This window comes from Zymomonas mobilis subsp. mobilis ATCC 10988, from assembly GCF_000175255.2.
GTDB classification, from domain to species: Bacteria; Pseudomonadota; Alphaproteobacteria; order Sphingomonadales; family Sphingomonadaceae; genus Zymomonas; species Zymomonas mobilis.
On sequence record NC_017262.1, the window covers coordinates 809,363 to 830,426 of the forward strand.

The 21,064-nt window shown below is 46.0% G+C and carries 19 protein-coding genes; 7 read left to right on the forward strand and 12 right to left on the reverse strand.

Features of this window, described 5'->3' with window-relative positions; genetic code table 11:
• Window positions 1-4: 4 nt before the first annotated feature.
• The 3 genes from nadB to ZMOB_RS03565 form a co-directional block, all read right to left on the reverse strand.
• Window positions 5-1,597: an L-aspartate oxidase gene (nadB, locus tag ZMOB_RS03555; RefSeq protein WP_011240107.1), complete on the reverse strand. Its 1,593-nt coding sequence runs from the start codon at window positions 1,595-1,597 to the stop codon at window positions 5-7.
• A 64-nt stretch (window positions 1,598-1,661) separates the two neighbouring features.
• Window positions 1,662-2,621: an ABC transporter ATP-binding protein gene (locus ZMOB_RS03560; protein ID WP_011240106.1), complete on the reverse strand. Its 960-nt coding sequence runs from the start codon at window positions 2,619-2,621 to the stop codon at window positions 1,662-1,664.
• Between the two features lie 17 nt (window positions 2,622-2,638).
• Window positions 2,639-3,337, reverse strand: coding sequence for a YggS family pyridoxal phosphate-dependent enzyme (locus ZMOB_RS03565; RefSeq protein ID WP_011240105.1), 699 nt, complete (start codon window positions 3,335-3,337; stop codon window positions 2,639-2,641).
• 338 nt (window positions 3,338-3,675) lie between these two features.
• Here ZMOB_RS03565 and ZMOB_RS03575 point away from each other — a divergent pair, with 338 nt between their 5' ends.
• Window positions 3,676-4,155, forward strand: coding sequence for a low molecular weight protein-tyrosine-phosphatase (locus ZMOB_RS03575; RefSeq protein WP_011240104.1), 480 nt, complete (start codon window positions 3,676-3,678; stop codon window positions 4,153-4,155).
• A 65-nt stretch (window positions 4,156-4,220) separates the two neighbouring features.
• A complete protein-coding gene (locus ZMOB_RS03580; protein WP_011240103.1) occupies window positions 4,221-5,051 on the forward strand; it encodes a fructosamine kinase family protein in 831 nt (276 codons plus the stop codon).
• 159 nt (window positions 5,052-5,210) lie between these two features.
• On the opposite strand, the gene ZMOB_RS03585 is transcribed toward ZMOB_RS03580, so the two are convergent.
• From ZMOB_RS03585 to ZMOB_RS03620, 9 genes are all read right to left on the reverse strand, one after another.
• Window positions 5,211-5,753, reverse strand: a complete 543-nt coding sequence (locus ZMOB_RS03585; RefSeq protein ID WP_252507312.1) for a tetratricopeptide repeat protein — start codon at window positions 5,751-5,753, stop codon at window positions 5,211-5,213.
• A gap of 269 nt (window positions 5,754-6,022) precedes the next feature.
• A complete protein-coding gene (locus tag ZMOB_RS03590; RefSeq protein WP_014500658.1) occupies window positions 6,023-7,603 on the reverse strand; it encodes an SEL1-like repeat protein in 1,581 nt (526 codons plus the stop codon).
• Window positions 7,604-7,806: 203 nt separating this feature from the next.
• Window positions 7,807-8,400: a tetratricopeptide repeat protein gene (locus tag ZMOB_RS03595; protein ID WP_014500659.1), complete on the reverse strand. Its 594-nt coding sequence runs from the start codon at window positions 8,398-8,400 to the stop codon at window positions 7,807-7,809.
• A 107-nt stretch (window positions 8,401-8,507) separates the two neighbouring features.
• Complete coding sequence (locus tag ZMOB_RS03600; RefSeq protein ID WP_014500660.1) at window positions 8,508-9,116, reverse strand: tetratricopeptide repeat protein; 609 nt, start codon at window positions 9,114-9,116, stop codon at window positions 8,508-8,510.
• A gap of 182 nt (window positions 9,117-9,298) precedes the next feature.
• Window positions 9,299-10,123, reverse strand: coding sequence for a tetratricopeptide repeat protein (locus ZMOB_RS03605; RefSeq protein ID WP_014500661.1), 825 nt, complete (start codon window positions 10,121-10,123; stop codon window positions 9,299-9,301).
• A 137-nt stretch (window positions 10,124-10,260) separates the two neighbouring features.
• The gene (locus ZMOB_RS03610) at window positions 10,261-11,628 is read right to left on the reverse strand and encodes a tetratricopeptide repeat protein (protein ID WP_014500662.1); all 1,368 of its coding nucleotides are present in this window, start codon (window positions 11,626-11,628) and stop codon (window positions 10,261-10,263) included.
• Window positions 11,629-11,637: 9 nt separating this feature from the next.
• Window positions 11,638-11,787 (reverse strand): hypothetical protein, encoded by a 150-nt coding sequence (locus ZMOB_RS10195; RefSeq protein ID WP_158306276.1) that lies wholly within the window; start codon window positions 11,785-11,787, stop codon window positions 11,638-11,640.
• Window positions 11,788-11,806: 19 nt separating this feature from the next.
• Window positions 11,807-12,529 (reverse strand): tetratricopeptide repeat protein, encoded by a 723-nt coding sequence (locus ZMOB_RS03615; protein ID WP_025420184.1) that lies wholly within the window; start codon window positions 12,527-12,529, stop codon window positions 11,807-11,809.
• A gap of 230 nt (window positions 12,530-12,759) precedes the next feature.
• Complete coding sequence (locus ZMOB_RS03620; protein WP_014500664.1) at window positions 12,760-13,578, reverse strand: tetratricopeptide repeat protein; 819 nt, start codon at window positions 13,576-13,578, stop codon at window positions 12,760-12,762.
• A gap of 507 nt (window positions 13,579-14,085) precedes the next feature.
• Between ZMOB_RS03620 and ZMOB_RS03625 the strand changes: the two genes are divergently transcribed.
• The 5 genes from ZMOB_RS03625 (at window position 14,086) to ZMOB_RS03645 (ending at window position 20,735) form a co-directional block, all read left to right on the forward strand.
• Window positions 14,086-15,030, forward strand: a complete 945-nt coding sequence (locus ZMOB_RS03625; RefSeq protein ID WP_011240096.1) for a metallophosphoesterase family protein — start codon at window positions 14,086-14,088, stop codon at window positions 15,028-15,030.
• A 157-nt stretch (window positions 15,031-15,187) separates the two neighbouring features.
• The gene (gene phoC, locus ZMOB_RS03630; RefSeq protein ID WP_014500665.1) at window positions 15,188-15,982 is read left to right on the forward strand and encodes an acid phosphatase PhoC; all 795 of its coding nucleotides are present in this window, start codon (window positions 15,188-15,190) and stop codon (window positions 15,980-15,982) included.
• A gap of 322 nt (window positions 15,983-16,304) precedes the next feature.
• Window positions 16,305-18,797 (forward strand): TonB-dependent receptor, encoded by a 2,493-nt coding sequence (locus tag ZMOB_RS03635; protein ID WP_014500666.1) that lies wholly within the window; start codon window positions 16,305-16,307, stop codon window positions 18,795-18,797.
• A gap of 17 nt (window positions 18,798-18,814) precedes the next feature.
• A complete protein-coding gene (locus ZMOB_RS03640; RefSeq protein ID WP_014500667.1) occupies window positions 18,815-19,774 on the forward strand; it encodes a S1/P1 nuclease in 960 nt (319 codons plus the stop codon).
• A gap of 298 nt (window positions 19,775-20,072) precedes the next feature.
• The gene (locus ZMOB_RS03645; RefSeq protein ID WP_014500668.1) at window positions 20,073-20,735 is read left to right on the forward strand and encodes a hypothetical protein; all 663 of its coding nucleotides are present in this window, start codon (window positions 20,073-20,075) and stop codon (window positions 20,733-20,735) included.
• The last annotated feature ends 329 nt before the right edge of the window (window positions 20,736-21,064 follow it).

Here is a 21,064-nt window from a genome sequence, read left to right on the forward strand (position 1 = left end):
AAAATTAAGGCGTCAGCACCGTATCAACGGCAACCGGCAAAGTGTCAGGATAATCCAGATTGAAATGCAGCCCACGGCTTTCCTTACGGCTCAAGGCACAGCGCACCACCAGACCCGCGACATCAATCAAGTTACGCAACTCGATCAATTCAGGCGAAACATGGAAATTGCCGTAATAATCAGCAATTTCATGCGCCAAATTATCGAGACGATGACGAGCGCGCATTAACCGCTTGTTGGAACGGACAATACCGACATAGTCCCACATAGCGCGCCGGATTTCATGCCAGTTATGTTGCACCACAATTTCTTCATCGGAATTGGTAACTCGACTGTCATCCCAAGGGCGAACCGCCGGAGGCTCTGACAGATTATCCCAATTTTCAGTAATATGACGAGCAGCGGCTTCACCAAAAACCAAACATTCCAGCAAAGAATTACTGGCGAGACGATTGGCTCCGTGCAATCCTGATTGCGCGACCTCACCAATGGCATAAAGGCCGGGTAAATCCGTCCGTCCATTGATATCAGTCAGCACACCACCACAGGTATAATGCATCGCAGGCACAACCGGAATCGGCTGGGTCGTAATATCAATACCCTGCTCTAACAGATGGGCGCGAATGGTCGGGAAATGCTGTTCAATGAATTCAGCCGGACGATGGCTAATATCCAGATAAACGTAATTCAGACCTAAACGCTTGATTTCATGGTCAATGGCACGTGCGACAATATCACGGGGAGCCAATTCATTGCGATCATCAAAATCGGGCATAAAGCGATGACCATCGGTCGGAATTTTAAGCTGTCCTCCCTCTCCGCGCATCGCTTCGGTAATCAGAAAATGGGTGCCTTCAGGATTATAGAGGGCAGTCGGATGGAATTGGTTAAATTCCAGATTAGATACCCGCGCCCCAGCCCGCCAAGCCATCGCGATACCATCACCGGTCGCGCCTTTTGGTGCCGTTGAATGTTGGTAAACTTGTCCCGCGCCACCTGTTGCCAAAATAGTGGCACGGCCTAAAAAGCGCTGAACCTTTCCATTCCAGGAATTATAGGCATAGACCCCGTGAATATCGCGGCTATCGGAAGAATCCTGACAATGGCGACCGGATATCAGATCAATGGCTGCCATATCGGGAATTAAACGAATACGAGGATGGGCATGTGCCGCTTTTTGTAAAGCCTTCTGCACCGCCAATCCGGTCGCATCGTCAACATGGACAATACGGCGATGACTATGCCCCCCTTCACGGGTCAGATGCCATCTTTCGCCGAATTGATTTCCCGGATTAAAAGGGACACCGATTTCAGCCAAATGCTCAATGGCTTCCGGCGCATGTTCTACCACATATTCAACCGTGGAACGGCGATTCAACCCAGCCCCTGCGGTAAAGGTATCCTTGATATGGTTTTCAAAATTATCACCCGCATCCAAGACGGCGGCAATACCCCCCTGTGCCTTTGCGGTTGATCCGTCAGAAATCGACCCTTTGGCCAAAACGGCCACATCAAAACGGTCAGCCAGATGCAAGGCGGCGGTTAATCCGGCCGCACCAGACCCGACGATAACGACGTCGAAAATTTTGTCACTCATAAGGTCAAAAGACCTCCATTCCTGATGCCGATTTTTCCCAAACTCAAAGCTCGAAAAAAACCAACTATGTTAACGATGCCTCTGGATTATTTTTGGTCAATCTCAAAAAGACATCTTCCAGATCGGCTTCGTGGGTCGACACATCGACAATAGCCAATCCGGCCTGTTCAATGACCGTCAATATATCACCGGCGGTAATCTTCTTCTTGTCATAGCGAATATGCAAGCGGGTCGGATTAACCATTTCGGCGGAAACATCATGATGATAGCGGGCTAACCAATCAGAGACATCAGAAGGCAAAACCTCCATCGGCTGGCGCAAAACAACATCCATGCTTTTATCGCCTGCCATGTCCAAAAGCTCGCGGGTCGGCTGATCCGTTACCAAATGGCCATGATTGATAATGGCGATCCGGTCGCATAATTGCTCGGCTTCTTCGAGATAATGGGTCGTCAAAACAATCGTGACCCCTTGGTCATTCAGTTTTTTGACATAAGACCAAAGCTGTTGCCGCAATTCGATATCGACACCGGCCGTTGGCTCATCCAAGACCAGAACCGGCGGCGAAGCCACCATGGCTTTTGCGACCAATAAACGGCGCTTCATACCACCGGATAAAGAACGGGCATGGGAAAAGGCTTTATCCTCCAAATGCACCGCTTCCAAAAGCTCCATCGTCCGGCGCTTATGCTTCGGAATCCCGAAAAGACCGGCATAGACTTCCAGCGTTTCAAAAGGGGTAAAGAAAGGATCAAAGAATATTTCCTGCGGCACAATCCCGATAGAGGCGCGGGCATTTAACGGGTCTTGGTCAATATCGAAACCCCAGATAGAAACCCGACCAGCAGTTTTTCTGACAAGACCTGCCAGAACATTGATGGTTGTTGATTTTCCGGCACCATTCGGGCCCAACAAACCATAAATGGAACCACGCGGTATCCTCAGGTTAAGATCAGTGACGGCTTGTTTCCCGCCCTGATAGACTTTGGATAACCCTTCGATCAGAATAGCCGCTTCGCTCATTCCCCCGCCTTTCAACACTATTCCCGATGACCGAATAAGGCGGTGCCCACACGGATATGGGTCGCACCAAGGGTAATCGCTAATTCATAATCAGCCGACATCCCGATCGACACCGCAGGCAAAGCAAGATCATGCGCCATTTTCACGGTCAGAGCGAAATAAGGGGCGGGATCAACTTCCAAAGGCGGCACCGACATCAACCCGATAACCGGCAATCCGGCATCACGGCATTGCTGTAAAATAGCCTTGGTGTCGGCAATATCACAGCCACCCTTCTGGTCTTCTTCACCAATATTGACCTGAATAAAACATTCCGGTTTTTTCTCGGTGCTTTCCATCGCGCGCCCCAAAGCCTCAATCAAAGAAGGCCGATCTACCGAATGGATCGCATCGAATAATTCGACTGCGGTTTTGGCCTTGTTAGATTGAAGCTGGCCGACACAATGCAACCGGATATCGGGATGCGCCTTAATCAAAGGCGGCCATTTCCCCAAGGCTTCCTGAACGCGGTTTTCACCGAAAACGCGTTGACCTTCGGCAATCAAGGGCAGAGCCGCTTCCGCTGGATGCAATTTGGAAATCGCAATCAACTCGATATCGTCAGGATTCCGACCGGCAATTTTTGCCGCTTTTTCGATTTTCGCCCGCACAACAGCGAGAGGCGAAAGATTTTCATTTTGAGAAGTCGCGTTAGTCATGGCAGAAGACGCTATCACTTTTTTCCTGATTTCCAACCGATTTTCCCGATATTTCGGAACAAAGCCCGAAAAGTCGGGAAAAAGCACAAAACCGATATAGCATCAGAGCATTTTCCGGTAAAAACCCAAAAAATACGATAAAGAACAAGGCAAAAAGCCAAATATCCCAGAAAAGCTTCACAAAGCGCTACAGAAAAATAGGAATTTCACCGCCGTTTTTTCCCAAAAAACAGTGATGTATACCCCTCGCTATTCAGGGATAAAAAATCTAAAATTAAACATAACGATGGATGAATCCGTTTAATCCTTTTATCCGATCCGAAACAAAGCCTTTTTTTGCAGGAGTCCTAAACCCGATGACCTCGACCCCGACCGTGCTTTTTGTCTGCCTCGGCAATATTTGCCGTTCCCCCTTGGCAGAAGGGGCTTTTCGCGATCTCGCCCAGCAAAACGGCTTCAAGGTTAAAACGGATTCCGCAGGAACGGGCGATTGGCATATTGGCCGCGCACCGGATAAACGCGCCCAAGCCGCCGCCCGCAACCACGGCCTTGATATCAGTGATTTAAGAGCGCGGCAGGTCTCGAAACAGGATTTTCATCTCTTCGATTACATCATTGCGATGGACGGTAAAAACCTCGCCAATCTCAAAAGAATGCAGCCCAAAGATGGCAAGGCCAAACTCAATCTTCTGCTGGATTACGTCGCGGGGAAAGAAGGCAAATCGGTAGCTGACCCTTATCATGGCGGGGCAGATGACTTTGAAAAAACATGGCAAGATGTCTCAACCGGCGCAAAAGCCTTGCTTGATTACATCGAAAACCGGAATAAAGCTTGATCTAAAGGCTAAAAAGAGACCTAACTATTTGATATCTCAAGAATCGCTGTTGCGAAGGTAATCCCATGAATGACCAATCCTCTGCCTCTGTCGCAAATGAAGCCGCCTTTTTAATTGGCAAACCATTGGTCACGGAAGAACGATTGCATGGGGGCGACATTTCTCAAGTCACGCGTTTGTGGCTGGAAGATGGTAGCCATGCCGTCGCTAAAAACAGCCCCTTCCCCGAGATAGAAGCCGCCATGCTCGCCGCAATCAGCCAAAGCGGCGCACCGGCACCCATGGTTTACGCCACCAATGAAAATTTGCTGGTAATGGAATGGCTTCGCAATCGGGACGTGCTGCATCATGCTTGGGATGACCTCGGCAAAGTCATTGCCCTACTTCACAGCACCGAAGGCGCGCTTTATGGCTGGCCAAAAGATTACGGCATCGGCGGTATCCCGATGGTCAATAAATGGATGAGAAGCTGGCCGGATTTCTGGGGTGAATATCGCCTCCGCCCCCATCTCGAACATATCTCGGCCGATCTGGTCGATAGACTGGAAGAACTGATTGAAGATTTACCGCAAAGGCTTCCGATGACCCCGCCTGCGGTTTTACTGCATGGTGATTTATGGGATGGTAATATCTTGGTCGATGATGGCCGAATTTCAGGCTTGATTGATCCTTGCTGCTATTATGGTGATGCCGAAGTCGATATTGCGATGATTAATCTCTTCGATCGCGCCAGCGGCTCTTTTTACGAAGCCTATGAAACCTACCACCCCTTAACCCCGGGCTATAAAGAAAGATTGCCTATCTATAAATTATGGCCAGCTTTAATTCATCTCAGATTATTCGGGGACGGCTATCGCCCCTTGGTCACCCATCTTCTAAAGGCTGTTGGGGTCTAACGGGCGGGATCACCGCCCCCGCCCCAGAATCCTCATCAACCAGAAAACGCATTCTACTCCGATAATAAGATAAAAGAAAAACGCCCTTCATCCTATCCTAACGAAAAAGGCCGGACGACACCTCGCCCAGCCCATAAAAACCTATCAAATAGAACAAAACTAATAAAACAATTTTTGCAAATTCTCTTTAGCCTTGGCCTCACCCTTATCAGCCGCCTGCTGAAACCAGAATCGCGCAATCCCTTTATCTTGCACAACACCCTGACCAAAATAATAAGCGACACCTAAATTATATTGAGCGTCGGCATCGCCTTGATTGGCAGCCTTCTGATACCAAAACACCGCTTTCTCATAACCCTGCGGAACACCCGCACCTTGATAATACGCACTACCTAAATCATATTGAGCAGCGGCATGTCCTTGATCAGCAGCCTTTTGATACCAAAACACCGCCTTCTCATAATCCTGCGCAACGCCCATACCATTAGCATAAGCGACACCTAAAGCATATTGAGCCTTGGCATTGCCTTGATCAGCTGCCTTCTGCCACCAAAACACCGCCTTCTCATAATCCCGCGCAACTCCCTTACCTTGAGAATAAGCAAAACCGAAAACGAATTGGGCAGCAGCATCACCCGCTTCAGCTTTTTTCTGAAGTTCAATGATAGCACTGCCACGGGACACTTGACTTGTCCGCGCCACCCCCGCCGCTTGAACAGGCTCAACAAACAAAGGAAAAAATACTGCTACCAATAATATTCTTTTCATGAAAACCACATTATTTATAAAAGAACAGAATAATTATTCTACGGCATCAATAAACATAATTACATTAAAACTTGTACCGACACCCTAATAAATTCATCATTCCAATCTTTTTCTATAAACCCGAACATTAACACAGTTACTTCACAAAAAAGGCTGGACGACACCTCGCCCAGCCCATAAAAACCTATCAAATAGAACACAAACTAATGAGACAATATTTGTAAAGCCTCCTTAGCCGCTTCATTACCTTTATCCGCCGCTTTCTGAATCCAGAATCGCGCAACCCCTTTATCTTGCACAACACCTTGACCTTTCAGATAAGCTACACCCAAATTTAATTGAGCGTCGGCATAGCCTTTATTGGCAGCTTTCTGATACCAAAACACCGCCTTCCCATAATCCTGCGCAATTCCTGCTCCGTTGTAATAAGCTAAACCTAAAGCATATTGAGCAGCGGCAAGTCCTTGATCAGCTGCCTTCCGCCACCAAAATACTGCCTTCCCATAATCCTGCGCAGCACCCTGACCTTGATAATAAGCATCACCCAAATTATATTGAGCATCAGCATAGCCTTGATCAGCAGCTTTCTGATACCAAAACACCGCCTTCTCATAATCCCGCGCAACTCCCTCTCCATTATAATAAGCATTACCTAAACCAAATTGAGACTTGGGATTGCCTTGTTCAGCAGCCTTCTGCCACCAAAACATCGTTTTCTCATAGTCCTGCGCAACTCCTTGACCAAAATAATAAGCACTACCTAGATAAAATTGAGCATCAACATTGCCTTGATCAGCTGCCTTCTGATACCAAAATACTGCCTTCTCATAGTCCTGCGCAATTCCCTGACCCAAATCATAAGCCAAACCTAAACTCAATTGAGCATCGGCAAGTTCTTGATCAGCTGCCTTCTGATACCAAAATACCGCCTTCCCATAGTCCTGCGCAATTCCCGCTCCATCATGATAAGCATTACCTAAAAAATATTGAGCAGCGGCAAGTCCTTGATCAGCTGCCTTCTGATACCAAAACACCGATTTCCCATAATCCTGCGCAACACCGGCTCCATTATAATAAGCATTACCTAAAAAATATTGAGCAGCGGCAAGTCCTTGATCAGCTGCCTTCTGCGACCAGAACATCGCCTTCTCATAATCTCGCGCAACTCCATAACCAAAATAATAAGCACCACCTAGATAAAATTGAGCATCAACATTGCCTTGATCAGCGGCCTTCTGCCACCAAAAGGCTGCCTTCTCATAATCCTGCGCAACGCCCATACCATCACGATAAGCATTACCTAAATTAGATTGAGCAGCAGCATCACCTTGTTCAGCAGCCTTCTGATACCAAAATATCGCTTTTACTTTATCTTTTGGGACGCCTGCCCCTTGATCATACAAAAGGCCTAAATAATATTGAGCCGAAGCATCGTTTTGATCGGCAGCCTTGTCAAACCAAAATACGGCCTTCTCATAATCTTGTGAGATACCTTGACCCGAAATATAAGCGACACCTAACTTACGTTGAGCCGAGACATTATCTTGATCAGCTGCCTTCTGCCACCAAAACACCGCCTTCTCATAATCCTGCGCAATTCCCGCTCCTTTTTGATAAGCTAAACCTAAAACGAATTGAGCAGCGGCATCACCTGCTTCAGCCTTTTTTTGAAGTTCAATGATAGCACTGCCACGGGACACTTGACTTGTCTGCGCCACCCCCGCCGCTTGAACAGGCTTAACAAACAAAGGAAAAAAGGCCGCTACCAATAATATTCTTTTCATGAAAACCACATTATTTATAAAAGAACAGAATAATTATTCTACGGCATCAATAAACATAATTACATTAAAACTTGTACCGACACCCTAATAAATTCATCATTCCAATCTTTTTCTATAAACCCGAACATTAACACAGTTACTTCACAAAAAAGGCCGGACGATATCTCGCCCAGCCCATAAAAACCTATCAAATAGAACACAAACTAATGAGACAATATTTGTAAAGCCTCCTTAGCCTTGGCATTACCCTTATCAGCCGCCTGCTGAATCCAGAATCGTGCAATCCCTTTATCTTGCACAACACCCTGACCCAAATAATAAGCCTTACCTAAATTTAATTGAGCATCGGCATAGCCTTGATCTGCAGCCTTCTGCCACCAAAAGGCTGCATGCTCATCACTTTTTGGCAGACCTTGGCCTTTGACGTATAAAAGCCCGAGATTATATTGCGCTTGTATAAAATTCTGATCAGCCGCTTTCCGATACCAAAAGGCGGCTTTTTCATAATCTACCCCGACACCTCGCCCATGAAGATAGGCATCCCCCAAATTATACTGGGATTCCTTCATGCCTTTATCGGCCGCCTTCTGATACCAGTAAACAGCCTTTTCATCATCCTGCGGCCGCCCTCTGCCATGCGCATAAGCCTCGCCCAGAACCTCTTCTGCCAAACGGTTACCGGCCTTCGCCCGTACTTCCAAAGAAGAGATCATCTCACGGTCATAGCGTTCCTTATCCGCTTGCATCGTTAAAGGCGAAACAGACAGGGACAAAACCACTAAAGGAACAAAAAACATCAAACCCCACGATAAAAGAAGGCCAAAACCGCCCTCTATTCCCTCATTTTAAAACGCGTTATTCTCAAAATCACATGAATATTAAGACAAACAGAATCCTTGTCAGATTATCGCACCAACATCGCCAGTAACTTTTGCGCTTCAGCATCCCCTTGGTCAGCGGCTTTCCCAATCCAGAAAAGCGCTTTTTCTTTATTTCTTGGCATGCCCTTTCCCAAAGCATAAGCCGATCCCAAAGCCCTTTGAGCCTCAGCATTGCCTTGATCGGCGGCTTTTTGATACCAATAAACAGCCTGCTCATCGCTCTGCGGCACCAGCTCCCCTTTAGCATATAAAAGAGCTAAATTCCGTTGCGCGTCTATATAGCCTTGATCCGCCGCCTTTCGGTACCAATAGACAGCTTTTTCCCCATCTTTAGGCCTTCCTGCCCCCTTATAATAAAGCCCGCCTAAATTATATTGAGCCTCAGCGACAGCTTGATCGGCCGCTTTTTGATACCAGAAAAAAGCCTTTTGGTAATCCTGCGGCGTTATTTTTCCAAAATCAAAGGCCTCTCCCAAGGCAGCTTCTGCCTCGGTATCGCCCTGATCGGCAGCCTGTTTTAATTCATACAGTTTTTTTTGGGAAAAAATGGACGGCGTTTTACGCACCTGCGAATAAACAATCTGGCCGCCGACAGACAAAAGCAGCCCTAACAGAATAATTCTTTTCTTCATAATCGCCGTATAATTTATAAAAAGATATGTATAAAATAAGCTACGGCAATATTCCTTTATTTTTCAATTTGTTAAACGCCCTATCCGCTTCAATGTCTCTCCAGAAACAAGCATAACCAACAAAAACGGGCATAAGCTCATCGCCCATACCCGTTATTCAATCGTCAAACAGACTCTCAAATCTATTTATTCATCATTTCCAATACATCTTGGGCATGGCTGTCGCCTTTATCTGCCGCTTTTTCGAGCCAGAAAGTCGCTTTATCCTTATCTTTCTGCACCCCTTGGCCTTTCAAATAGGCGATACCCAAATTGAATTCAGCCTCGACAAGTCCCTGATTAGCGGCTTGCTGATACCAGAAGGTCGCCTGTTTCTCGTCTTTTTTGACGACTTTGCCCTCGTGATAAATCAGCCCCAAATTATATTGGGCATCGGCATAGCCTTTATCGGCGGCCTTATGAAACCAGAATAAAGCGCGGTCATGATCCTCTGGTATGCCCGCTCCATTCCGATACATAACACCAAGATAAAATTGGGCAGGAACAAAGCCTTGATTGGCAGAACGCTGAAACCAGAAAGAAGCCTGCCCATAATTCTGCGTCACACCGCGCCCAGTATAATAGGCGATAGCCAAACTATATTGAGCCTCAGCCAAACCCTGATTGGCCGCCTTTTGATACCATGAAACGGCCTGCTCATCACTTTGGGTCAAACCAATGCCCTGCAGACAAGCATTACCCAAATAATATTGGGCAAGCGGATAACCTTGGTTAGCCGCCTTCTGATACCAGGAAATAGCCTGCTTATAGTCCTGCGCCATGCCTTGGCCGTTATAATAAGCCGTGCCCAAATCCGTTTGCGCCTTCGGGTTACCGGCTCTGGCCTTCTGTTCCAAAGACAGAGCCGTTTTTCCGGCTACCACTTTCGTCGATTTAGCCGTCTGGGCTTGCACCGGATTAGCAACAAAAGGCAAAAAAACGGCCGTAAAAAACAGGAATTTTCTCATAACAACCGCCCATCCTCTCAAAAAAGCTGAACTTCTTTTCCTTGAACCTATTTAAGAGGTTTTAGCCAATATTAAACAGCTTTGTCGAAAGAAACAAAAGCCGTTTCAATCCTTAATACCCGCACAGAGGAAAGCCCTTAAAGGGGATAGTGATCCAAATTATGCAAGGTTGACTGCGCCTCGACATCCCCTTGAGCGGCCGCCTTTTCCAGCCAGAAAATGGCTTCATTCCTATCTTTCGGCACGCCTTCGCCTCTCATATAGAAAGCTCCAAGATTATATTGGGCGCTCATTTCCCCATGACTGGCGGCTCTCTGGAACCAATAGATCGACTGGGCAAGATCTTTCGGCTCACCCACACCATTATAATAAGCGATAGCGAGATTATATTCAGCCTTACTATCGCCTTGCTCTGCGGCTTTGCGATAGAGAAAAATGCCACGCGCATAGTCTTGCGCCACACCCCTAGCTTGATAATAGGCAAAGCCCATATTCAATTGCGCTTTTACATGCCCTTGATCGGCCGCTTTCTTATACCAAAAGGCTGCCTTTGCATCATCTTGCGAGATACCTTCGCCTTTTCGATAGGCTAAACCTAAATTATATTCTGCCTCGGCATCGCCTTTATCGGCTGCCTTTTGATACCAATAAACCGCTTTTTCATCATCTTTCGGCACGCCATAACCATGACGATAGGCATTACCCAAATTATCCTCGGCTGCGCTGACATCTTTATCAGCAGCTTTACGAAAACAATCCAAACCGCGCTCATAATTCTGCGGCACGCCGCGTCCCGTCATATAAAAAACGCCTAAAGCGGTTAGCGCTTCACCATCACCTTGATCCGCCGCTTTTTGATAATATGAAACCGCTTTTTGATCGTCCTGTTTTACACCGGCACCCCGACGATAGGCATTACCCAGTGCCATTTGCGCTTCAGCATAATAGACCTGACGATCCGCTTTCATGAAAAGCGCCACCGCTTTTTTATCATCACGAGGCAGCATAATCCCCGCCTGATAAGCCAAGCCTAAATGCGTCTCTGCCTTGAAAAAATTTTGATCCGCCGCTTTTTTCAGCCAGAAAAGCGCCCGCTCATAATTCTGCTCAACGCCCTTCCCCTGTTCATAAGCAAGGGCAAGATTATATTCTGCCTCATCAATGCCCTGTTCGGCCGCTTTCTCATACCAAAAGGCCGCCTGCTTATCGCTCTGAGCAACCCCCTCTCCGGTGGCATAAAGACCGGCCAGATTATATTGCGCCGCTGAAAAACCTTTACTTGCAGCTTTTTCAAACCAGAAAGCTGCCATCGCGGCGTCTTTAGGCACGGCAGCTCCGACATAATAAGCCAAACCTAAATTGGATTGTGCCGCGATATCACCCGCTTCGGCTGCCTGTTTAAGCGGGATCTGATCCGATTCAACAACATGCGGTTTTTCTGGGGCAGCCATAGAAGGCGTGACAGAAGACGATAACAAAACAGATAAAAGCAGAATTTTTTTCACAATAACCGTCTATTCAAAAGGAATAACAACCACAGATAGCGCTCCCCCTGAAAGCCATCCGTGATAAAAAAGATCATTCGGAAATGATGCCTGCCCCCAATCTCCGATATCAATAAAAGCAGGGCAGCCCCATAAGAAGCCACCCCAGCCTTTTCTCAAAAAAGCCTTTCAGAAAAATTTATTTCTTCAAAGCAGGTAGAATTTTTTGAGCCGTCACATCCCCCTGATCGGCGGCTTTCTGAATCCAAATCAGCGCATTATCTCTACTTTTCGTCACGCCCCGACCTGTAATATAGGCAACACCTAACGCCGTTTGCGCCTTGGCATCGCCCTGTTCAGCTGCTTTTTGATACCAAAAGACGGCCTGACCGTAATCCTGAACGACCCCTTCGCCGTGATAATAGGCGGCACCTAAATTAAATTCAGCAGGGGCATAACCCTGATGTGCCGCTCTCTGATACCAAGAAGCGGCCTCTTCATCACTATGAGGCACACCCTGACCATTTGAATAGGCCATGCCTAAATTATATTGAGCCGAAGCATTACCCTGATTGGCCGCTTTTTGGAAAAAAGAAACCGCCTGTTGATCATCATGGGGCACACCCAATCCAGAGGAATAAGCATATCCCAAGGCCGCCTGAGCCGGTGCATAGCCTTGGCTGGCAGATTTCTGATACCAAGAGACAGCTTGTTCGTCACTTTTGGAAACATCTTGGCCTTTGGAATAGGCATTACCCAAAGCATATTGCGCTTTGGCATCTCCTCGTTCAGCCGCTTTTTGAAGCGGCGATTTCAAACCATCACGGGTCATTTTTACAACGCGACCAACACCGATACGGGCAAAAGCGGGTTGGGCAAAAACAGGAAGAAGGGCGGCAGTCAAAACAAGTATTCTCTTCATAATCACCGTATAATTAGTAACAAAGACTGCATAGCCCTTATACAATCATGGCTATAATATCATTCAAAATCCGCTTATAATTTTCTCAAATTGAAAAATATTGTAATAACTCTCTGTTTTATCTAAGCACAAATAACGAAATCCTCATGCAAACAACGCATAATTCTTCCAATACAGGGATATAAAAATCCTCTATTGATAAGATAAAAATTCCCTTATTATGGATTGGGCTATTGTAGTCTTTGCAGGATTTTAAAGGCGTTATAATCCCCTTGGGCAGCCGCCCTTTGTAACCAGAAAACCCCGTCACGCTTGGATCGCGCAACGCCCTCTCCTTTCAAATAGGCCATACCCAATAAATATTGCGCCATCACATCACCCTGATGGGCAGCCTTCTGATACCACATGAAAGCTCGCCCCTTATCCTGCGGAACGCCACTACCGTAATAATAGGCCACGCCAACCATCGTTTGCGCTAAAAGGGATCCCTGATGGGCGGCTTTATCGAACCAAAAAAAAGACATCTTATCATCTTTGGGAAGACCGCGCCCTTGATGATATACAAAACCTAAACGGGCTTCGGCCTCGATATTATTTTGCGCCGCCGCCTTTTGATACCAAAAAGCCGCTTTTGCTTCATCGCGCCCCACGCCCGTTCCATTGTGATAGGCATCCGCTAACGCTACTTCCCCCTCGGCATAGCCTTGATTGGCAGATTTTTGGAACCAGAACACCGCCTGTTTACTATTTTTAGGGACATCGGAACGCCCCGTCAGATAGGCTTTCCCTAAAAACATTTGGGCTTCAGCATCGCCTTTCTTGGCGGCCTCTTGAGGATGCAAAAAAATTTGATAACGAAGCGGAGGATCAGGCGGTATACTATCTTTTTCGACGACAAGACGACGCCCAGAGCTCTTTTCTTGAACAGGCTTTTTTATCAAGGCCGCATATTTCGACTGAAAGGATTCTAATTCTTTTCTAATCTGCATTTGCGTGCGGCTCGCGACAAAAGAAAAAACCACAACCCATAAAAGCAGAATTTTTTTCATGATCACCGTCTGTTTTCTATCATCGAATATGGATGCCTCGAAATGACCGCATCGCTCATGGGTAAAGACAGACAACGATCAAAGCCGTTTCACGCCAAGGCCTTCATTCTTGTAAAAACAGCCCCTCCAGCGAAACACGTCCTTCCGCATCGCTTTAGACACAAGCCCCAAAGCGCTTCAATTCAAAAATGACTTGTGGTGCATAATCCACAATAAAGCCAATTAGTTACATTCATTCAGACAGTGATGACTAAAACGTCTTACATTCTTTCAAAAAATCAGTATCAGAGGGAATAAAGGCTGTAACAATACAGTCACTTTTCTACTCTAGACACATAAAATCTTTCTTGGGGCGGGGGGCTTAAACAAGCTGGATGGATAGTTTGTGTTCAAGGCATATCATCGGATATCGCCCTCTCTATTGGCTTGTCTGGCCTCATTTCTCTCGAAATGAAAATTTCAAAAACCGATATTTTTGTAGGTTCACGAGGAAATAGGGTAGAATCCATGATCTCTTTTAATCGCCGCCGCTTCCTGTCACTCTCTGCTGGCGCAACATTCGCCGCCGCAACAGCACCTCGCCTTTATGCCGGTGTTCCCAATCGTCCCCCGCTACGGTCTCACCAATCCTTTACCTTTGTATTTATTACAGACACTCATCTTCAACCAGAATTAAACGGTGCCGAAGGCTGCCACGAAGCCTTTTTAAAGGCTCGCCAATTTCCTGCTGATTTTGCCATTCATGGCGGTGACCATGTTTTCGACGCGCTAGGCGTTAACGCGAACAGAGCCACCATGCTCGCCGATCTATACAAACGCACCGCCGATGATCTGCGATTACCTGTCTATAATACTATGGGTAATCATGACTGCTTCGGTATTTATAAAGAAAGCGGCGCCCAGCCGACCGATCCTTTTTACGGTAAAAAATACTTTCAGGACAATTTCGGGCAGACCTATTATTCCTTTGATCATAAAGGTGTGCATTTCGTTATTCTGGATTCAATCGGTATTACAGAAGATCGCTCTTATGAAGGTCGCGTTGATGCCGAACAATTCAATTGGCTCTCGCGCGATCTCGCTGCCCAGCCTGTCGGTACACCGATTATTGTTTCCACCCATATTCCGATTATGAATGCGATTGATTACGCCTCTGTCCCCCTCAATAAAATGAAACATCATTCTTTATCGGTCATCAATGCAGCCGATATTCTGGAATTATTCGACCATTATAATGTGATCGGGGTGTTTCAGGGGCATACCCATGTTGTCGAACGGGTCGAATGGCATGGCGTGCCTTATATCACGGGGGGATCAGTCTGCGGCAATTGGTGGCATGGCACGCGCTACGGCACGCCGGAAGGCTTCATGGTCGTCAAAGTCGAAAAGGGTAAAGTCATTCCGCATTACGAAAGCTATGGCTTCCACACGATAGACCCGCGCAACACATAATTGTCTTATTATAGCCACATGATATTTTTATGTTACAATTTTAAACTAAAATTAAGAATTAAATTCTTGAAATAAAGGTTTTTTTATTAAAAGGATAGGAAATGTCGTGAAATCGGCATTTTCTATCCATATTATATAACAAGGGAAGACTGACGACATGATAAAAGTCCCGCGGTTCATCTGTATGATCGCGCTTACATCCGGCGTTCTGGCAAGCGGCCTTTCTCAAAGCGTTTCAGCTCATACAGAAAAAAGTGAACCCTCCTCGACTTATCATTTCCACAGCGATCCCCTTCTTTACCTTGCGCCCCCACCCACTTCCGGCAGTCCATTACAGGCGCATGATGATCAAACCTTTAACAGCACCAGACAATTAAAAGGTAGCACGCGCTGGGCATTGGCAACTCAAGATGCCGATCTTCATCTCGCTTCAGTGCTCAAAGACTATGCCTGCGCCGCAGGAATGAATCTCGATATTGCGCAATTACCGCATCTTGCCAATTTGATTAAACGCGCACTTCGCACCGAATATGACGATATTGGCAGAGCCAAAAATAACTGGAATCGCAAACGGCCTTTTGTGGATACCGATCAACCTATCTGCACGGAAAAAGATCGCGAAGGTCTGGGAAAACAAGGCTCCTATCCTTCAGGTCATACGACTATCGGTTGGAGCGTTGCGCTCATTCTGGCTGAATTGATCCCCGATCATGCGGCAAATATTTTGCAGCGTGGCCAAATTTTTGGAACCAGCCGGATTGTCTGCGGCGCGCATTGGGTCAGCGATGTGCAGGCAGGCTATATCATGGCATCGGGCGAAATTGCAGCTTTACATGGGGATGCCGATTTCCGCCGAGACATGGAATTAGCTCGGAAAGAATTAGAAAAGGCACGCGCATCAGCGCACACGCCAGACGATCTTCTATGCAAGATTGAACAAAGCGCTCGCTAAATTCAATCAGGTATTATTTCAACAAGGGGAAAGATTGCTTGCTGTAATTTTTGGATATCAAACAGGAGAAAAAATGAAAGAGCGCAGCCTCTTTCAAAGGCAATTGGATTTAGTCCGGTGGCATTCTCACGCCACAAACCAAATCATAAATAACCGCCTCTTTTCCGCCAGATAACTGCAAAATTATAGAATACCGACAGGCTGGAATATCGTCATTTTTCCTAGACGTAATATTTCTAAAACAAGCAATCATCGAACTTAATCATTGTAAACCGCTATTTGTATCATAGCAGGATCGGGAAATATTTTAAGGGGGGACGGGATGAAGAATCTTTTATCGGCTAAAACAAAATCTTTTTTGTCATTTAAACAGTCCAGATTAAATTGGGTCATTTTATATTCGTCTTTATGGGTTTCCGGCGCAATGGCACAAAACACGGTGCCGCCACAGCCCGCAACCGATGACACATCCAGTCAACAACATGCCGTCACCGATAACAGCGCCAATCATCCGGCAAAAAATGACGGGGCCATTGTGGTGACGGGGCGTTCCTATGCCGATGGGGTGACCAGACGGGCATTCGGTGGCGGTCTGATGATCAAGGAAGATTCCCCCAAATCAAAATCGACACTGACTCGCGATTATATCGAAAAGCAGACACCGGGGCTTAACCCGATGCAGTTGATCGCCCTCTTGCCAGGCGTTAACTCGTCAGATTCCGACCCGATGGGCTTGACCGGTGGACATACCTCGGTGCGCGGCATGAATGAAAGCTCAATGGGCTATATTCTGGAAGGCTTCCCGCTAAACGATGTTGGTAGCCATGCCGTCTATCCGCAGGAAATCGTCGATTCCGAAAATTTGTCGACTATTCAGGTCGCTCAAGGCTCTGCCGATCTCGACAGCCCAACCGTCAGTGCTGCCGGTGGTGTGGTCAACATGCATATGATTGATCCGGCTAAAAAGATGGGCGGTCGCGCCAATTTTACCTATGGCTCTTATAACACTTTCCGTGGTTTTGCTCGTTTTGACACGGGTGAAATCGGCAATTCCGGCACACGCGCCTATTTCTCTTTCTCCGACACCCATGAAGATTTATGGCGTGGGCCCGGCACCGAAAAGAAACTTCACGGTGAAATGAAAGTGGTCAAGGAATGGGGCAAGGATAACAAAGCCTCATTGCTTGTCATCGGGAATAACCTAGACAATATTAACATGCCCAGCGTTAATATGGCTTCTTGGCAAAAATACGGGAAAGGTATCATGGGCGGGCCCGTATCCGGCATTGCCAATACCGTTTACAGCTCGGTTTATACCGGAAATACCAAAGCCAACACGACCTATTATAAATTACATCCCAATCCCTTCACCAATATCTATGTCAGCGCGCCGGTTCATCTCAATCTCGGGCATAAAATGACGCTGACGGAAACCCCCTATTTCTTATATAGCAACGGAAATGGCGGCGGCGCTTATTGGCAGGACATGAACAAAATGTCCTATGGTTCCCAAACGATGAGCGGAACAGTCGACGGGCAGAATTATGGCCAAACGCTGCTTTATGAACCCTCAATCACCAAAACCTATCGTTCCGGTTCTACAACCAAATGGACATGGACATCAGGCATCAACCGCCTGATGGTCGGCTATTGGTTTGAATATTCCTCTCAACGCCAAACGGCACCTTATTCTTTATTGAATGACGATGGCAGCCCGCGTGACAAATGGGGGGGTGGTTCAAATGTGATTTTAGCTAATGGTGAGAAAGCCGAATATCGCGACAACTTGACCCGCACCTTTATTCATACGCCTTTTATTGGTGACACAATTTCTTTGCTCAATGACAAATTGACGATTGATGGCGGGGTTAAAATCTCGATTATCAACCGTCAGGGCAGAAATTATCTCCCTGACACCTCAACCGGCAAAAATATCAACCAAACTTACCGCGAAGTCTTACCCAGCGGCTCTATCCGTTATAAAATCAATGACGAACATCAGGTATTCTTCTCGGTCGCGACCAATTACCGCATCCCGATGAATACCTCACTATTTGATTCCGGCTCCTATGTTGCCGGAACCGGATATAGCAATCAGGCGGTGAAAGATCTCAAGCCAGAAACCTCGATATCCGAAGAATTCGGCTGGCGTTATCATGGTAAATTGATCAACACCTCGTTGACCTATTTCCATTATGACTTCCATAACCGTCTATTTTCTCAGACTGTTATCGATCCCAACAACCCAACTTCTTACTATTCCAGAAGCATTAACGGCGGTAACCAAACGACGAATGGTGTCGATTTTGAAATCGGTACGCGTGCTATCTATAATATCCGACCTTACGTCTCTGCCGAATATATCGATGCCCGTAACAGAAGTAATCTCGCCGCTTCGGCCGCCGGTGTTTCCGCTATTCTGCCAACAAAAGGCAAATTTGCGCCGCAAACGCCTCGCTATCAGGTCGGCTTCGGTCTCGACTACGACAACGGTCATATCTTCGGTAACTTCAGCCTGAAATATGTCGGATCGCAATATTCAACCTTTATGAATGACGAACAGGTGCCTTCCTATGTTCGTATGAATATCGGCGGCGGCTATCGCTTCAAAAGCTGGGGCGGTCTCAAAAGCCCAACCATCCGTTTCAATCTTTCCAACATCACCAACAAGCATTATCTAAACTATGCTTCCGGTCTCCAGACCAACGCCCAATATGCCAAGGCTCTGGATGGACAGATGGTCAAAGGTTCTGCACCAACCTACAGCATTGCGTCACCTTTCTCGGCCATGTTCTCTATCAGCAGCGGTTTCTAATCGCATAGGATATTCTCATGACGGATAATCGCGTTTTAAAGTTGTTTAAAAAACGACTGACAAAATTGGCTATAGTCGCCGCTATGCTGACCCTGCCCCAACCGCTTTATGCTTGGGGCATGGAAGGCCATGAAGCCATCGCCGCTTTGGCATGGAAATATATGACGCCGACAACCCGCAAAAAGGTCAATGCTATTCTGGCAATGGATCACGATAGATTGACCGAACCGGACTTCATGTCTCGCGCCACATGGGCAGATAAATGGCGTTCGGCTGGACATGGTGAAACCGAACCGTGGCATTTTGTTGATATCGAAATCGACAACCCCAATCTTGTCACGGCTTGTGCAGCGGCCTCCAACCGTTCCAATCCGATGAAAAATGGCGGCGCACAACCTTGCGTCGTCAGTCAGTTAGACCGCTTTGAAAGAGAACTTTCCAGTAAACAGACCTCCGATCAAGATCGGGTCTTAGCGCTGAAATATGTCCTTCATTTTGTCGGTGATCTTCATCAGCCGCTCCACGCCGCCGATCATGATGATCGGGGCGGCAACTGCGTCAAAGTCTCGATCAATAATGCAAGGTCGCTCAACCTTCACAGCTATTGGGATACCTATGTGGTCAAAGAAATTGACCCCGACCCGCAACATCTTGCTGATAGCTTGAAGAAGGAAATCTCGCCGGAAGATAAAAAATCTTGGGTTCTCGGTGATAGCAAGCAATGGGCAATGGAAAGTTTCCAACTCGGTAAACGCTATGCCTACAGCTTCAATCCCCCCGCTGGCTGCGATGCAACACGCCCCCCCATTCCGCTTTCTGCAGGCTATGACTCAGCCGCTCGAAAAGTCGCCGCTTCACAGCTCAAAAAGGCAGGGGTGCGTCTGGCTTATATCTTAAACCATCGCCTGCGCTCTATTCCGCTTTCCTATTTTCTTCAGGCACAAAAACAGGACGCCGCCGCCAATAATAACGGATAAGCCTGTTTCAATAATTTTCATCTCAATCATTTTATAGAATGGCCCGTATGTTATTCCGACTATGGGCTATTCTATAAAAGCTCGAATCCATGCGTTTATATCCTGCGTATACGTAGGAATTAGGCATTGCATACCCATTTGAATTTTCTCAAAATCTTTTCACTAACAACATTATATTTTTAGACACATCCAAAAATACACAAACAATACCAATAAAAAAGAAGAAAGAATGCAAAAAATTTATTTATTTATTTAAATATTTTTATATAATACTAAAAAAGTAATTTTGAGATTCATCATGATTTATTTTATTTTTACAATAATTATTTTACTATGTTTTGCAGGTATACTTGTTCCTTATATTAAAGGAGTAAATAGAGGCCATTTTATAGCAGCTACTATAGGTGTAGCATTTTTATATGGAACTTTTACAAGCAACAAAGAAGAACAGAAAAAAGATAGAACAATTTCAGAAAACAACACAGAATTTTCTAATAAAGTACAGGTTACACCAAATTCTAATGATAAAAAAGTAGAATCTTCACCATGGGTTTATAGTGAAGGCAAAGATGAAATGCGTGGAACCACCTCTTATTTTGCATCAATCACCAGCCTAAACAATGTATATTTCCCATTTCCTTATGATACATCATATGCTCATGTAATGATTAGAAGAAGACCTAAAGATGGATTGAATATACTATTTTCAGTAGATTCAGGGCAAATACTCTGTCATTCTTTCTCAAGGAGTTTTTTTTCAGTAAAATTTGATGATAAACCCATTCAAAAATTTAAATGTTCAAGTTCTGATTCAGGTAGATCTGATATATCTTTTATTGAATCTGCAACCTCATTTTTGAAACAAATAAAAAATTCTAAAAAAATGATTATAGAAGCGCCATTTTATGAATCTGGCAACCAACAATTTACATTTAATACAAAAGATTTAAAATTTGATTGAATAGGATTTATAACTGCCGCACAGGCAGCTTAGAAACATAAAATTTATCTATGATGCCTATGATACTGGTTCACTGCCGCGCAGGCAGCTTAGAAAATTAAAGGAAACCCATTTTCCCGCCTTGTCTTGTTCACTGCCGCACAGGCAGCTTAGAAACTTGATGGAAGTTTACGGGATTACAATACAGTCGTTCACTGCCCCACAGGCAGCCTCCAACATAAAAGCATTTAAAAACAACCACTTAACTACCAATATATTATACCCTTTAAAAAATATTATACATTTTTTCAAAGATTTAGGTTGACGAAAGCCAAAAATCCGCGCATTTG